We start from the raw sequence: 14,617 nt of genomic DNA, 5'->3' as shown, positions 1-14,617 counted from the left end.
CGGGCGGGGTACCTCATGGCGTTCGGGCGGGGCGCCGGGCACTCTGGCGCGTATGACCGCACGCGCCATGCCTTCCCACGACGACCGGCCGCCGCCGGCACGACTCGCCTACCCCCGGCACACCTGGCAGGAGATCGCCCATCTCCTGGCGAACCTGCCGGTGGGGATCGTCGGCTTCGTCTACGCGGTCACCGTCCTCGCGACGGGCGCCGGCCTCACGGTGACGGTCGTCGGCCTGCCGCTGCTCGCGCTGGGGCTGCTCGGCGCGCGCCTGTTCGGCAGGTTCGAGCGGGCGCGGGCCAGGAAGCTGCTCGGGGTGCGGGTGGAGGAACCGAGCCCGATGCCGGGGATCGGCAGGCGCGGCTTCCCCGGCTGGCTGTGGTCGAGCCTGCGCGACCCGGTGGGCTGGCGCACGATGCTGTACGCGTTCCTGCGGCTGCCCTGGGGCATCTTCACCTTCGTCGTCATGACCGTCGGCCTCTTCGTCCTCTGGCCGGTGCTGCCCTACGTGGCGCGCGGCCTGACCAACGTGGACCGGGCGCTGGTGCGCGCGCTCCTGTGCCCCTCCGACGAGCTGGAGCGGCGCATCGCCGAGCTGGAGTCGGACCGCGGCGTCGTCGTGGACACCGCGGCGGCCGACCTGCGCCGCATCGAGCGCGACCTGCACGACGGCGCGCAGGCCCGCCTCGTCGCCCTCGCCATGGACCTGGGCCTCGCCAAGGAGAAGCTGACCGAGGACCCCGAGGCCGCCGCCCGCATGGTCGACGAGGCCCACGGCGAGGTGAAGATCGCCCTCCAGGAACTGCGCGACCTGGCCCGCGGCATCCACCCCGCCGTCCTCACCGACCGCGGCCTCGGCGCCGCGCTCTCCTCCCTCGCCGCCCGCTGCACGGTGCCGGTGAAGGTCACCGCCGACCTGCCGGCCCGTCCGGCGGCGGCCATCGAGGGCAGCGCGTACTTCACGGTCTCCGAGCTGCTGCAGAACGTCAGCAAGCACAGCGGGGCCCGGAACGCGAGCGTCGACGTGTGGCGCACCGATGACCGTCTGCTGATCCAGGTGTGGGACGACGGCAAGGGCGGCGCGCGGCTCGACGGCGGCTCGGGCATGGCGGGGCTCGCCGACCGGCTCGGCGCCGTCGACGGGCTCTTCGTCATCGACTCGCCGCCGGGCGGCCCCACGACGATCACGGCGGAACTGCCGTGGCGCGACCGCTCCCTGGACAGGGCTTCGGGCACGCCCCGTACCTGAGAGCGCCCAAGGGCCTCCGCCCGGCAGCGCCCGGAGGCCTCGCCCGGCAGTGCCCGGAGGCCTCGCCCGGGGGCCCGGGGTCTCGCCCGGGAGTGCCAGCGGTCTCGCCCGAAAACGCCCAGGGGTAGGGAAAACCCCCGCCCCAAGACGCCGACGCACTCCATGGCCGTGCCCGCCGCACCACGCGACGCTGTCAGCACGGCAACGAGGCAGCTCTAGCAGAAACGGATGGCACCGATGACCATGGACCACGGACAGGGGTACGCGTACATGGAGCGGTCCGGCTTCCGCGGAGACGGCGTCGGGCGCAGGCGCCGCCTGCCCGCCGGGCTGCGCGCGCCGGTCGAGGCCCGCGCGTGGAAGGAGTTCGGCTACACCCTGCTGAGCCTGCCCATCGGCATCACGGCCTTCGTCTTCGCGGTCACCATGCTCTCCCTCGGCGCGGGTCTGCTGATCACCTTCATCGGCATCCCGGTGCTCGCCGCCGCCCTGGCGGGGTGCCGCGGGTTCGGCGCCCTGGAGCGCACCAGGGCGAGGGCACTGCTCGACCTGGACATCGCGGCGCCGGAGCCGCTGCGGCCCCGTGCACGCGGCGCGTTCTCGGTCATCGGGGCCGTCCTCAAGAGCGGCGCGTCCTGGCGGCACGTGCTCTACTCGCTGCTGCTCATGCCGTGGTCCATCTTCTCGTTCGTCGTGGCGGTGGCCTTCTGGAGCTACGGCTGGGTGATGCTGACGTATCCGCTGTGGTTCTGGCTCTTCCCGCTGTACGGCGGGCAGGGCGGCATCCAGCTCTACGGCGACGACAACCACCGCATCTACCTCGACAACCCCTTCGAGATCGGCGTCACCGCGGCGACCGGGCTGCTCGTCACGCTGGCCGCCCCCTGGATCCTGCGGGCCCTGACGACCGTGGACCGCGTCCTGGTCGCGGGGCTGCTCGGCCCCTCGCGTCTCGCCTCCCGCGTCGTCGAGCTGGAGTCGGACCGCGGCGTCGTCGTGGACACCGCGGCGGCCGACCTGCGCCGCATCGAGCGCGACCTGCACGACGGCGCGCAGGCCCGCCTCGTCGCCCTCGCCATGGACCTGGGCCTCGCCAAGGAGAAGCTGACCGAGGACCCCGAGGCCGCCGCCCGCATGGTCGACGAGGCCCACGGCGAGGTGAAGATCGCCCTCCAGGAACTGCGCGACCTGGCCCGCGGCATCCACCCCGCCGTCCTCACCGACCGCGGCCTCGACGCGGCGCTGTCCGCGCTCGCCGCCCGCTGCACGGTGCCGGTCCAGGTGGAGGTCGACCTGGCGGCGCGCCCCGCGGCGGCCATCGAGGGCATCGCGTACTTCACGGTCTCCGAGCTGCTGCAGAACATCAGCAAGCACAGCCGGGCGACGCAGGGCTCGGTCGACGTGTGGCGCTCCGACGACCGGCTGATGCTCCAGGTCATCGACAACGGCGCGGGCGGCGCCGACGTCTCGGCGGGCTCCGGGCTCGCGGGGCTCGCGGAGCGGCTCGACGCGGTCGACGGAATCCTCGTGGTGGACTCGCCGCAGGGCGGCCCGACCGCGGTCACGGCCGAACTGCCGTGGCGCCAGGGCTGAGTCGACGGGCGGCGCCGCCGGGCCGCCCCGCCGCACGCCGTCCGTGTGCCGCCCCCGGTCCGTTCCCCGGACCGGGGGCGGCGCGGTGTGTCACGGGTGCGCGCGGTCCGGTGACAGAGCCGGTGAGCCGCCGCGGATCGCGCGATACTGAGGGGGCCGGGTGTACGGGCCGACGCGACCCGCGTCGGACGGGGCCCGGCAGCCGAGCGGTCGGGGGGCCGAGAACAGTGGAGGACACAGTGCGGGTGGTCATCGCCGAGGATTCAGTGCTGCTCAGGGAGGGCCTGACCCGGTTGCTGACCGACCGCGGGCACGACGTGGTCGCCGGGGTGGGGGACGCGGACGCGCTGATCAAGACGATCACCGACCTCGCGGCGCGCGACGCCCTGCCCGACGTGGTCGTGGCCGACGTGCGGATGCCGCCGACGCACACCGACGAAGGGGTGCGGGCCGCGGTGTACCTGCGCTCCCGGCACCCGGACCTCGGTGTGCTGGTCCTCTCGCAGTACGTCGAGGAGCAGTACGCCACGGAGCTGCTCGCCGGGTCGAGCCGGGGCGTGGGCTATCTGCTCAAGGACCGCGTCGCCGAGGTGCGGGAGTTCGTCGACGCGGTGGTGCGGGTGGCCGAGGGCGGCACGGCGCTCGACCCGGAGGTCGTGGCGCAGCTCCTCGGCCGCAGCCGCAAGCAGGACGTCCTCGCGGGGCTCACGCCGCGTGAGCGCGAGGTGCTCGGCCTGATGGCCGAAGGGCGGACGAACTCCGCGGTCGCCCGGCAGCTCGTGGTGAGCGACGGGGCGGTGGAGAAGCACGTGAGCAACATCTTCCTGAAGCTCGGACTGTCCCCGAGTGACGGGGATCACCGTCGCGTGCTCGCCGTTCTCACCTACCTCAACTCGTGACGAGCGGACAATCTGCCGGGTGACGTCCTGCTCAACGGCGTCACTCGGCACCACCGCGCGATCACACAGCGCAATGAACAGCCGTACGAGCCACAGACAGTCCTACAACCAAAGGATGAGCGGGGAGTGCCATCCATGAAGGGCCGGGGGGCGAGGCAAACCATGGCAGACCAGCGCAAGACGGCGTCTCAAAGGGGCGGCCATCATGCGAGATACCCGAGGAAGGCACCCCCTGCGGACGTAGGGTGGGCCCTGGGATCGCCGGGCGTCCCGGCGCTCCCGTTCAGCCGCCTCGAGGGAGGTCCAGTTCAGTGACCAGCCAGGTCAGTAGCCAAGCGGAGCAGGCCGACGCGGCAGTCGTCGGAGGGCAACGCAGGTCGCCCGAGAAAGATGTGCGGCGTCTGGACCGGGTGATCATCCGTTTCGCGGGTGACTCCGGTGACGGCATGCAGCTCACGGGAGACCGGTTCACTTCGGAGACGGCGTCGTTCGGCAACGACCTGTCGACGCTGCCGAACTTCCCGGCCGAGATCAGGGCGCCCGCCGGGACCCTGCCGGGCGTGTCGTCCTTCCAGCTGCACTTCGCCGACCACGACATCCTCACCCCCGGTGACGCGCCGAACGTGCTGGTGGCGATGAACCCGGCGGCGCTGAAGGCGAACATCGCCGACGTGCCGCGCGGCGCCGAGGTCATCGTCAACACCGACGAGTTCTCCAAGCGCGCGATGCAGAAGGTCGGCTATGAGACCTCGCCGCTGGAGGACGGCTCCCTGGACGGCTACAGCGTGCACCCGGTGCCGCTGACCACGCTGACGGTGGAGGCGCTGAAGGACTTCGACCTCTCGCGCAAGGACGCGGGCCGGTCCAAGAACATGTTCGCGCTCGGTCTGCTCTCGTGGATGTACCACCGGCCGACCGGGGGCACGGAGCGGTTCCTGCGGACGAAGTTCGCCAAGAAGCCGGCGATCGCGGAGGCGAACATCGCCGCGTTCCGCGCGGGCTGGAACTTCGGCGAGACGACCGAGGACTTCGCCGTCTCCTACGAGGTGGCCCCGGCCGCGGAGGCGTTCCCGGCGGGCACCTACCGCAACATCTCCGGCAACCTCGCGCTGTCCTACGGGCTGATCGCGGCGGGCCGGCAGGCGGACCTGCCGCTGTACCTGGGCTCGTATCCGATCACGCCGGCCTCGGACATCCTGCACGAGCTGTCCAGGCACAAGAACTTCGGTGTGCGCACCTTCCAGGCCGAGGACGAGATCGCGGGCATCGGGGCGGCGCTCGGCGCGGCCTTCGGCGGCAGCCTGGCGGTGACGACCACCTCCGGTCCGGGAGTGGCCCTGAAGTCGGAGACCATCGGCCTCGCGGTCTCCCTGGAGCTGCCGCTGCTCGTGGTGGACATCCAGCGCGGCGGGCCCTCCACGGGTCTGCCGACCAAGACCGAGCAGGCCGACCTGCTCCAGGCGATGTACGGGCGCAACGGCGAGGCGCCGGTGCCGATCGTGGCGCCGAAGACCCCGGCGGACTGCTTCGACGCCGCGCTGGAGGCGGCCCGGATCGCGGTCACCTACCGCACCCCGGTGTTCCTGCTCTCCGACGGCTACCTGGCCAACGGCTCCGAGCCCTGGCGCATCCCCGAGGTCGACGAACTGCCCGACCTGCGGGTGCAGTTCGCCTCCGGGTCCAACCACACGGACGAGGACGGCGCCGAGGTCTTCTGGCCCTTCAAGCGCGACCCGCAGACCCTGGCCCGCCCCTGGGCGATCCCGGGCACGCCCGGCCTCGAACACCGCATCGGCGGCATCGAGAAGCAGGACGGCACGGGCAACATCTCCTACGACCCGGCCAACCACGACTTCATGGTCCGCACCCGCCAGGCCAAGGTCGACCGCATCCCGGTGCCGGACCTGGATGTGGACGACGCCCACGGCGACGCGACCACGCTGGTGCTCGGCTGGGGCTCCACCTACGGGCCGATCACGGCGGCGGTACGCCGGCTGCGCGCGGCGGGGCAGCCCATCGCGCAGGCCCATCTGCGCCACCTCAACCCCTTCCCGGCCAACCTGGGCGAGGTCCTCGGACGCTACGACAAGGTGGTGGTCCCCGAGATGAACCTCGGTCAGCTCGCCACCCTCATCAGGGCCAGGTACCTGGTGGACGCCGTCTCGTACAACCAGGTCAACGGAATGCCGTTCAAGGCCGAACAGCTCGCCACCGCTTTGAAGGAGGCCATCGATGGCTGACACGAAGACGGCCGAGTCGGAAGGCACCGGGAGCACGATCGAAGCGCTTTCCCTGGTGCCCAAGGCCGAGGCCAAGCAGTCCATGAAGGACTTCAAGTCCGACCAGGAGGTGCGCTGGTGCCCCGGCTGCGGCGACTACGCCGTGCTGGCGGCCGTGCAGGGCTTCATGCCCGAACTCGGCCTGGCCAAGGAGAACATCGTCTTCGTCTCCGGCATCGGCTGCTCCTCCCGTTTCCCGTACTACATGAACACCTACGGGATGCACTCCATCCACGGCCGCGCCCCCGCCATCGCCACCGGCCTGGCCTCCTCGCGACGCGATCTGTCGGTGTGGGTGGTCACCGGTGACGGCGACGCGCTGTCCATCGGCGGCAACCACCTCATCCACGCCCTGCGGCGCAACGTCAACCTCAAGATCCTGCTGTTCAACAACCGGATCTACGGCCTCACCAAGGGCCAGTACAGCCCCACCTCCGAGGTCGGCAAGATCACCAAGTCCACGCCGATGGGCTCCCTGGACGCCCCGTTCAACCCCGTGTCCCTGGCCATCGGCGCGGAGGCCTCCTTCGTGGCCCGCACGGTGGACTCCGACCGCAAGCACCTCACGAGCGTGCTGCGCCAGGCCGCCGAGCACCCCGGCACCGCCCTGGTGGAGATCTACCAGAACTGCAACATCTTCAACGACGGCGCCTTCGAGGTCCTCAAGGACAAGCAGCAGGCCGAGGAGGCGGTGATCCGTCTGGAGCACGGGCAGCCGATCCGCTTCGGCGCCGACGCCGGCAAGGGCGTCGTGCGCGATCCGGCGACCGGCGATCTGAAGGTCGTCGCGGTCACGCCGGACAACGAGCGCGACATCCTCGTCCACGACGCGCAGGCCACGTCACCGACGACCGCGTTCGCGCTCTCCCGCCTCGCCGACCCCGACACCCTGCACCACACCCCGATCGGCGTCTTCCGGGACATCGAGCGGCCGGTCTACGACACGCTCATGGCCGACCAGCTCGACCAGGCCATCGAGCAGAACGGCAAGGGCGACCTCGCCGCGCTCCTCGCCGGCGGCGACACCTGGACGGTCGTCGGCTAGCCCGTCGGCCGTCTCTTCGACGAGGCCCGCTCCTGACCGTCAGGAGCGGGCCTCGTCGTATGCCGTGCGCGCCTTCTCCACGTCGGCCATGCGCCGCTCCGTCCAGGCCGCGAGGGCCCTGACCTGCTCGGCGGCCTCGCGGCCGAGATCCGTGAGGGAGTAGTCGACGCGGGGCGGGATGACCGGCTTGGCGTCGCGGCGCACCAGGCCGTCGCGCTCCAGGGTCTGCAGCGTCTGGGTCAGCATCTTCTCGCTGACGCGCCCGATCTCGCGGCGCAGCTCGCCGAACCGGTGCGAGCGCTCCTCCAGGGCGATGAGGACGAGCACGCCCCAGCGGCTCGTGACGTGCTCCAGGACGAGGCGGTGCGGGCACATGGCCTCGCCCTCCCGCATCGCCCGCAGCTTCAGGGCCCTCGCGTCCATGCTGCTTACCGTCATACCAGTACCTTACTTCAAAGTGGGTACTTTCCCATAGTTAGTGCCGTCGCTAGGGTGAGTGCCATACGGAACTTCCACCGCGTATCAGGAGTATTCAGACATGAGCATCGTCGTCACCGGAGCCACCGGACACCTCGGCCGCCTCGTCATCGAGGGTCTGCTCGACGCGGGCGTGCCCGCCTCGGAGATCGCCGCGGTCGTCCGCGACAAGGACCGGGCCGCCCGCCTCGCCGAGCGCGGGGTCGAACTGCGGGTCGCCGACTACAACGAGCCCGGGACCCTGCGCGGCGTCTTCGCGGCGGGCGACCGGGTCCTGCTGATCTCCGGCAGCGAGGTCGGGCGGCGGGTGCCGCAGCACCGCGCGGTGACCGAGGCCGCGCGCGAGGCGGGCGTCGCACTGCTCGCCTACACCGGCATCCTCGGCGGCCCCGACGCCGACTTCGACCTGGCGGCCGAGCACAAGGCGACCGAGGAGCTGATCCTGGCATCGGGCCTTCCGCACACGTTCCTGCGCAACGGCTGGTACCACGAGAACTACACCGAGAACCTCGCGCCCGTCCTCGCGCACGGCGCTGTCGTCGGCTCCGCCGGCGAGGGCCGCGTCGCCTCCGCCGCGCGCGCCGACTACGCCGCCGCGGCCGTCGCCGTCCTGACCGGCGAGGGCCACGAGGGCGCGGCGTACGAGCTGAGCGGCGACGTCGCGTGGAGCCTGCCGGAGTACGCGGCCGAGGTCGCGCGGCTGAGCGGCAAGGAGATCTCCTATGCGGACGTCTCCCCCGAGGAGCACGTCGCGGTGCTCACCGGGGCGGGCGTGCCCGAGCCCCTGGCGGCGATCCTCGTGGACGTCGACGCGGCCATCGCGCGGGGCCGCCTCGCCGGGACCAGCGGCGACCTGGCCCGGCTGATCGGACGGCCCACCACTCCCCTGGCGGACGCGGTGTCCGCGGCTCTGCGCGGATGACGGCTGTCATGAGCGTCCCCGCCGAACGGGCATGACAGGCGGGGGCCCTCGGCGCTACCTTCGTACGGGCAGCGTGGGGCTGCCGTGCACGTGAGGAGGGGCCGTGGCCAGCGGAGCAGCCGAGACGTCCAGGGGCGAGCAGCGCGCAGGCCTGCTGAACGGCTTCGCGGCCTATGGGATGTGGGGCCTGGTGCCCCTCTTCTGGCCGCTCCTCAAGCCCGCCGGGGCCGGGGAGATCCTGGCCCACCGCATGGCGTGGTCGCTCGTCGTGGTGGGCGTCGCCCTGCTGTGCATACGCCGCTGGGGCTGGGCCCGCGAGCTCGTGCGGCAGCCGCGCAGGCTGGGCCTCGTGACGATCGCCGCGGCGGTCATCACCGTCAACTGGGGCGTCTACATCTGGGCGGTGAACTCCGGCCACGTCGTCGAGGCCTCGCTCGGCTACTTCATCAACCCCCTGGTCACCATCGCGATGGGCGTCCTGCTCCTCGGCGAGCGGCTGCGCCCCATGCAGTGGACGGCGGTCGCCGTCGGCCTCGCCGCGGTCCTCGTGCTCGCGTTCGGGTACGGGCAGCCGCCGTGGATCTCGCTCTGCCTCGCCTTCTCCTTCGCCACGTACGGCCTGGTGAAGAAGAAGGTCAACCTCGGGGGCCTGGAGTCGCTCACCGCCGAGACCGCCGTGCAGTTCCTGCCCGCGGTCGGCTATCTGGTGTGGCTCGGCGCGCGGGGCGACGCCACGTTCGCCACGGAGGGCCTCGGGCACGGGGCGCTGCTCGCCGCGACCGGTGTGGTGACCGCCGCCCCGCTGATCTGCTTCGGGGCGGCGGCGATCCGCGTGCCGCTGTCCACGCTCGGCCTGTTGCAGTACCTCGCCCCGGTCTTCCAGTTCCTCCTCGGCATCCTGTACTTCCACGAGGCCATGCCGCCCGAGCGCTGGGCGGGCTTCGGGCTCGTCTGGCTGGCGCTCACCCTGCTCACCTGGGACGCGCTGCGGACCGCGCGGCGCAACGCCGTCCGCCTGGCCGCCGCCCGTGAGGCCGCCGCGGCGACCCCCGCCGTGCGGGGCGAGCCGGAGCCCGCGGCCTGAGCCGCACCTCCCGCGAATCGCGGCGTAAGCACCACGCCGCCCGTCGGTAACCGCTATAACTGGTTACATGACCACTCTGCACTGGAAACTCGTCATCGACGCCGCCGATCCGCATGCCCAGGCCGCCTTCTGGGGCGAGGTGCTGCACTACGAGGTGGAGGACCACAGCGCCCTGATCGACCGGCTCCTCGGCTTCGGCGCGGTCCCGGAGGCGGCGACCGTCCGGCTGGACGACCGCCGCGCGTGGCGCGACCTGGCCGCGGTGCGGCACCCCGACGACCCGTGCGAGGCGGAGAGCGGCACCGGCCTGGGCCGCCGCATCCTCTTCCAGCGCGTCCCCGAGCCGAAGACCGGCAAGAACCGCCTCCACCTCGACGTGCACGCGGAGCCGGGGCGGCGCGACGACGAGGTGGCCCGCGTCGAGGGTCTCGGCGCCGCTGTGTCCCGGCACGTCAAGGAGCAGGGCGGCGAGTGGGTGATCATGACGGACCCGGAGGGGAACGAGTTCTGCGTCCACTAGGGCCTGCCGTTCGGATCAGGCCGGCTGGAGGGGCGGCGCCTTTTCCGCCCCGCGACGCCGGGCAGATCCCCACGACGGGCCCGGGGACCGTGACGGACGCTCCACTGGGGGCGCGGGGGTCGCGGTGACGCGCCGGGGCGTTCAAGCTGGGACACAGACGTCGCCGCCCGCCCCACCAGGAGGCTTCCCCGCATGGCTGTCACCGGCAAGGGGGCTTTCGCGGGCGCGGTGGGGACCGGCGCGAGCGGTGAGACCCCCGCGAGCGCCCGCACACCGCGCCCCCACACCCTCCTCCTCGCCGCCTGCGGCCTCCACGCCCTGCTGACCCTCGCCCTCGTGCCGCTCTCCCTGCCCCTCGGGTGGGACGAGCTCGTCTACGCCAGCCGGTTCCCCCCCTTCGGGCCGGCCACCGAGTTCAGCGCGCCCCGCACGCGCGGCGTGCCCCTGCTCGTGGCCCCCGTGGCCTCGTGGAGCGACTCCGTCGTGCTGTTCCGGGCGTGGCTGGTCGTCCTGTCGACCGCCGCGCTCTACGCGGGGTTCCTGCCCTGGCTGCGGGTGCTGCGGCGGGGCCCGGCCGTCGCCGTCGCCGCCGCGCTGTACGGCACGCTGTGGATCACCTCGTTCTACGCGAACAGCGCCATGCCCAACCACTACACCGCCATGGGGGGCGTCGGGGCGGTCGGACTGTTCCTGTGGAAGCGGCAGTCGCCCCTCACCCGCGCCGGGATCGCGGCCTGGCTCGCGCTCGCCACGCTCATGCGGCCCAACGACGGCTTCGCCCTCGGCCTGCCGCTCCTGCTCGCCGCGCTGCTCGTGCCCGCGTGGCGCGGCGCGGGGCGGGCCACGGCCGTGCTCTGCGGGCTCGCGGCGGGTGCGCTGCCCTGGGCCGTCGAGGCGTACGTCCGCTTCGGCGGGGTCCTCCAGCGGCTCACCGAGGCCAGCGAAGTGCAGGGCGACCTGCGTCCACTGCCGGTCGCCGCGCACCACCTCACCGCCATGGACGGCCCCCTGCTCTGCCGCCCGTGCACCGGCGACGACCTCCGGGTGGTCGCGGCGGAGTGGTGGGTCCTGCTGCCGCTCCTGCTGGCGGCGGGACTGTGGAGCCTGCGCCGCGACCGGGGGGCGACACCGGCGGGGGGCACACGCAGCGGCCGGAGGGCGACACCGGCGGGGGCCACGCGCAACGACCGGAAGGCCACTTCACTCCGGGGCACGCGTGACAACCCGGGGACCGCACCGCCACGGGGCACGCGCGACAACCCGGAGGCCGCACCGCCACGGGGCCCGCACGCCATCGGGCAGGCCGCGCCACCGCAAGGCCCGTGCCACGACCAGCAGGACATGCCGCCCCAAGGCCCCTGCCACGTTCTCGCCATCCTCGTCGGCCTGGCCGTCGCGCTGCCCTATGTGTTCCTCGTCCCCTACGCCGCGCCCCGCTTCCTGCTCCCCACGTACGCCCTGCTCGCCCCCACCGCCGCCGTCGGTCTGCTCGCCGCGGCCGAGGGGGCCCGTGCGGCGCGGATTCGGCGGGCCGCCGCCGTCGCGCTCTGCCTCGTCCTGGTGGGGCACCTCGCGGTGCAGGTCACCCTGGTGCGCGGCCACGCCCGGATACAGGCCGCCGCCCGCGAGGACTGGCAGCGCATCGCCGGGGTCCTGCACCGCCACGGCGTCGGCGGCGCGGCCGGGCCCTGCGTCCTGGCGGGCAACCGGTCCGTCATCCCCGTCGCCCACACCGCGGGCTGCGCGTCCGGCAGCCTGCGGGACCCGCACCGCCCCACCGCCCTGGTGATGCGCCGCGCCGCGCCCCCGGACTGGGCCCGCACCTGGCCGCGCCAGACGGTGCCGGACACATACGCGCGCGGCTGGGTCGTGCACGTACGGCCCTGAGACCGGCACCCCCTGGACGCATTTCCGTGCACATGCATATAGTGCACGCGCAAGGAAGTGATGGAGCAGAGCCGTATCCCGGGGGGATTCCCATGAGCCGCACGTTCCTCTTCGTCCTCGGCAGCGCCCGTGCCGGGGGCAACACCGAGACCCTGGCCCGCAAGGCCGCCGAACAGCTCCCGGCCGACGTGGAGCAGCGCTGGCTGCACCTGGCCGACCTGCCGCTGCCCGACTTCGAGGACCTGCGGCACGACGACAGCCGCCCCCGGGCGCGCCCCAGGCCCACCGCCGGCAACGAGGCGCTGCTGCTCGACGCCACCCTCGACGCCACGGACATCGTGATCGCCTCGCCGCTGTACTGGTACTCGGTGTCCGCCACCACCAAGCGCTACCTCGACTTCTGGGACGCCTGGCTGGAGGTCCCGGAGATCGACTTCAAGGAGACCCTCAAGGGCCGCACCCTGTGGGGCGTGACCGCGCTCGCGCACCGCGAGGAGGAGGTCGCGGAGCCGCTCATCGGGACGCTGCGGAACACCGCCGCGTTCTTCCCGATGCGCTTCGGCGGCGTCCTGCTCGGCAACGGCAGCCGGCCCGGCAACGTCCTCGACGACGAGCAGGCCATGCTCCGCGCGAAGACGTTCTTCGCGCAGGAGCCGCAGGTGGCGCGCTTCCCGTACGACAAGGGCTGACGGCGGGGCGGAGGGCGTCAGGCCATGATGTCCTTCGCGCCGAACCTCGCCCACGCCGCCGAGCCGAACACGGCCGCGTACAGGCCCTGCATCTGGAGGTTTCTGACCAGGTCGTCCCAGTAGACGGGCTCGCGCATCAGGTCGGCGAAGGACAGCCAGTAGTGCGAGAAGAAGTACGGGTGCAGGGCGTGCAGCTGCGGGATCTGGTCGAGGATCTGCACCGTGATCAGCAGCCCGACGGTCGTCGCCATCGCCGCGATCCCGCTGCTGGTCAGCGTCGACACGAACAGGCCGAGCGCCGCGACGCCGACCAGTGACGCGGCGACGACGAGCGCGATGAGCAGGGCCCGCAGCAGCCCCTCGCCGAAGCTCATACGGGTGCCGGAGATCGTGGTGACCTCGCCCAGCGGGAAGAGGATCGCCCCGGTCACCAGCGCCGACACCGCGACGACCAACGTCGCGACCAGGCAGAACGTCAGCGTGGTCGCGTACTTGGCGAGCAGCAGCCGCGTGCGGCCGGCGGGCGCGACGAGGAGATAGCGGAGCGTGCCCGCGTTCGCCTCGCCCGCGACGGCGTCGCCCGCGATCACTCCGATGGCCATGGGCAGGAAGAACGGCAGCGTCGCCGCGAGCGCGGTGAAGACCAGGAACAGACCGTTGTTGGTGATCTGCGCGATGAACGCCGGGCCGCCCTCACCGCCGCCGCCGATCGTCGAGCCGTCGCTCGTCTCGATCTTCACGGCGACCCCGACCAGGACCGGCACGGCGGCCAGCACGGCGAGCAGCGCGAGGGTCCGCCAGCGGCGGAAGGTGATCGACAGCTCGCTGCGGAAGAGCCCGAGCGTCCACAGGGCGCGCGGCTGCCGCGCGCCGCCCGCCGTCACCGGCCCCGCACCCGGAACCGGCTCCGGCCCCGAACCCGGCACGTCCACGGCCGCCTCATCCCGCGACATCGAAGCCCTCCCCCGTCAGCGCCACGAACGCGTCCTCCAGGGAGGCCCGTTCCAGACCGAAGCCCCGTACGCGCACCCCCGCCGCGACCAGCGCGGCGTTCAGGTCGGCGAGGTCGGTGTCCCGGCCCGCCGCGTCCTTGCCCGGCGGTTCACCGGTCACGCGCTCCTCCGTCACGACGAGGTCGGCCACGCCCCGCTCCTTCAGGACGCGGGCCGCCTCGCCGGGATCGGGGGTCGTCACGACCAGCCTGCCGCGCGCGCCCGCCGCGAGGTCGGCCACCGGGCCCTGCGTGATCAGGCGGCCCCGCGTCATCACGGCAGCGTGCGTGCAGACCTGCTCGATCTCGTCCAGGAGGTGCGAGGAGAGGAAGACGGTCGTGCCCTCCGCCGCCAGTTCCCGCACCAGCGTGCGGATCTCCCGCATGCCCTGGGGGTCGAGGCCGTTCGTCGGCTCGTCCAGGACGAGGAGCCGCCGGGGCTGGAGCAGCGCCGCAGCGAGGCCGAGCCGCTGCTTCATCCCGAGCGAGTACGCCTTGGTCTTCTTGCCCGCGGCGGCGGTCAGACCCACCCGGTCGAGGGCGGCCTCGGCGCGCCTTCGGCGGGTACGGGGGTCGGCGGCCGGATCGGCGGAGTCGTACCGCAGGAGATTGTCGCGGCCCGACAGGAAGCCGTACAGGGCGGGGCCCTCGATCAGTGCCCCGACCTGCGGAAGCACGGTCCGCGCGGCGCGCGGCATGGGCCGGCCGAGGACCCGGGCGGTGCCGGAGGTCGGCTCGATCAGGCCCATCAGCATGCGGATGGTGGTCGTCTTGCCCGAGCCGTTCGGGCCGAGGAAGCCGAAGACGCTGCCCTCGGGGACGCCGAGGTCGAGCCGGTCGACCGCCAGATGCTTTCCGTAGCGCTTGGTGAGGGCGCGCGTCTCGATCACGAGGCCGCCGGGGTCCGCGGGGCTCTCGCCGCCGCCGTGGTCCGCCTCCGCGCCCCGCGGCGTCGCGGGTCCCCCGTTGGTGCCTGGCACCG

General features: G+C 72.9%; 13 protein-coding genes. 10 read left to right on the top strand and 3 right to left on the bottom strand.

Annotated elements, in window-relative coordinates:
* Nucleotides 1-52: 52 nt before the first annotated feature.
* From DCW30_RS30270 to DCW30_RS30250, 5 genes are all read left to right on the top strand, one after another.
* Nucleotides 53-1,249, top strand: coding sequence for a sensor histidine kinase (locus tag DCW30_RS30270; RefSeq protein ID WP_129299915.1), 1,197 nt, complete (start codon nucleotides 53-55; stop codon nucleotides 1,247-1,249).
* 237 nt (nucleotides 1,250-1,486) lie between these two features.
* A complete protein-coding gene (locus tag DCW30_RS30265) occupies nucleotides 1,487-2,842 on the top strand; it encodes a sensor histidine kinase (protein ID WP_076684992.1) in 1,356 nt (451 codons plus the stop codon).
* A gap of 239 nt (nucleotides 2,843-3,081) precedes the next feature.
* Nucleotides 3,082-3,741 carry a response regulator transcription factor gene (locus tag DCW30_RS30260; RefSeq protein WP_076684993.1) on the top strand — a complete coding sequence of 220 codons (660 nt, stop codon included), beginning with the start codon at nucleotides 3,082-3,084 and terminating at the stop codon, nucleotides 3,739-3,741.
* Nucleotides 3,742-4,052: 311 nt separating this feature from the next.
* On the top strand, nucleotides 4,053-5,981 hold the full coding sequence (locus DCW30_RS30255; RefSeq protein ID WP_076684994.1) for a 2-oxoacid:acceptor oxidoreductase subunit alpha: 1,929 nt from the start codon (nucleotides 4,053-4,055) through the stop codon (nucleotides 5,979-5,981).
* Nucleotides 5,974-7,065 (top strand): 2-oxoacid:ferredoxin oxidoreductase subunit beta, encoded by a 1,092-nt coding sequence (locus tag DCW30_RS30250; protein WP_076684995.1) that lies wholly within the window; start codon nucleotides 5,974-5,976, stop codon nucleotides 7,063-7,065. The genes DCW30_RS30255 and DCW30_RS30250 overlap by 8 nt, the downstream gene beginning before the upstream one ends.
* Before the next feature lie 39 nt (nucleotides 7,066-7,104).
* Here the strand turns inward: DCW30_RS30250 and DCW30_RS30245 are convergent, their stop codons facing one another.
* Nucleotides 7,105-7,503, bottom strand: coding sequence for a winged helix-turn-helix transcriptional regulator (locus DCW30_RS30245; RefSeq protein WP_103557433.1), 399 nt, complete (start codon nucleotides 7,501-7,503; stop codon nucleotides 7,105-7,107).
* 100 nt (nucleotides 7,504-7,603) lie between these two features.
* On the opposite strand from DCW30_RS30245, the gene DCW30_RS30240 reads away from it, so the two are divergent.
* The 5 genes from DCW30_RS30240 (at nucleotide 7,604) to DCW30_RS30220 (ending at nucleotide 12,644) form a co-directional block, all read left to right on the top strand.
* Entirely contained in the window at nucleotides 7,604-8,464 is an 861-nt protein-coding gene (locus DCW30_RS30240; RefSeq protein ID WP_076684997.1) for an SDR family oxidoreductase, read from the top strand.
* A 103-nt stretch (nucleotides 8,465-8,567) separates the two neighbouring features.
* Entirely contained in the window at nucleotides 8,568-9,548 is a 981-nt protein-coding gene (gene rarD / locus DCW30_RS30235; RefSeq protein ID WP_076684998.1) for an EamA family transporter RarD, read from the top strand.
* Nucleotides 9,549-9,615: 67 nt separating this feature from the next.
* A complete protein-coding gene (locus DCW30_RS30230) occupies nucleotides 9,616-10,068 on the top strand; it encodes a VOC family protein (protein WP_076684999.1) in 453 nt (150 codons plus the stop codon).
* Nucleotides 10,069-10,260: 192 nt separating this feature from the next.
* Nucleotides 10,261-11,955 carry a hypothetical protein gene (locus tag DCW30_RS30225; RefSeq protein WP_076685000.1) on the top strand — a complete coding sequence of 565 codons (1,695 nt, stop codon included), beginning with the start codon at nucleotides 10,261-10,263 and terminating at the stop codon, nucleotides 11,953-11,955.
* A gap of 92 nt (nucleotides 11,956-12,047) precedes the next feature.
* On the top strand, nucleotides 12,048-12,644 hold the full coding sequence (locus tag DCW30_RS30220) for a flavodoxin family protein (protein ID WP_076685001.1): 597 nt from the start codon (nucleotides 12,048-12,050) through the stop codon (nucleotides 12,642-12,644).
* 17 nt (nucleotides 12,645-12,661) lie between these two features.
* Here DCW30_RS30220 and DCW30_RS30215 read toward each other — a convergent pair whose 3' ends face one another.
* Nucleotides 12,662-13,597, bottom strand: coding sequence for an ABC transporter permease (locus tag DCW30_RS30215; RefSeq protein ID WP_076685002.1), 936 nt, complete (start codon nucleotides 13,595-13,597; stop codon nucleotides 12,662-12,664).
* Nucleotides 13,584-14,615 (bottom strand): ABC transporter ATP-binding protein, encoded by a 1,032-nt coding sequence (locus DCW30_RS30210; protein WP_076685003.1) that lies wholly within the window; start codon nucleotides 14,613-14,615, stop codon nucleotides 13,584-13,586. Before DCW30_RS30210 ends, DCW30_RS30215 begins: the two co-directional genes overlap by 14 nt.
* Nucleotides 14,616-14,617 lie beyond the last annotated feature (2 nt).

The sequence above is a fragment of the Streptomyces alfalfae genome (assembly GCF_004127445.1).
In the GTDB taxonomy this organism is placed as follows: domain Bacteria; phylum Actinomycetota; class Actinomycetes; order Streptomycetales; family Streptomycetaceae; genus Streptomyces; species Streptomyces alfalfae.
Note: the sequence above shows the minus strand (reverse complement) of the source record. Positions and strands in the feature narration are given on the sequence as shown.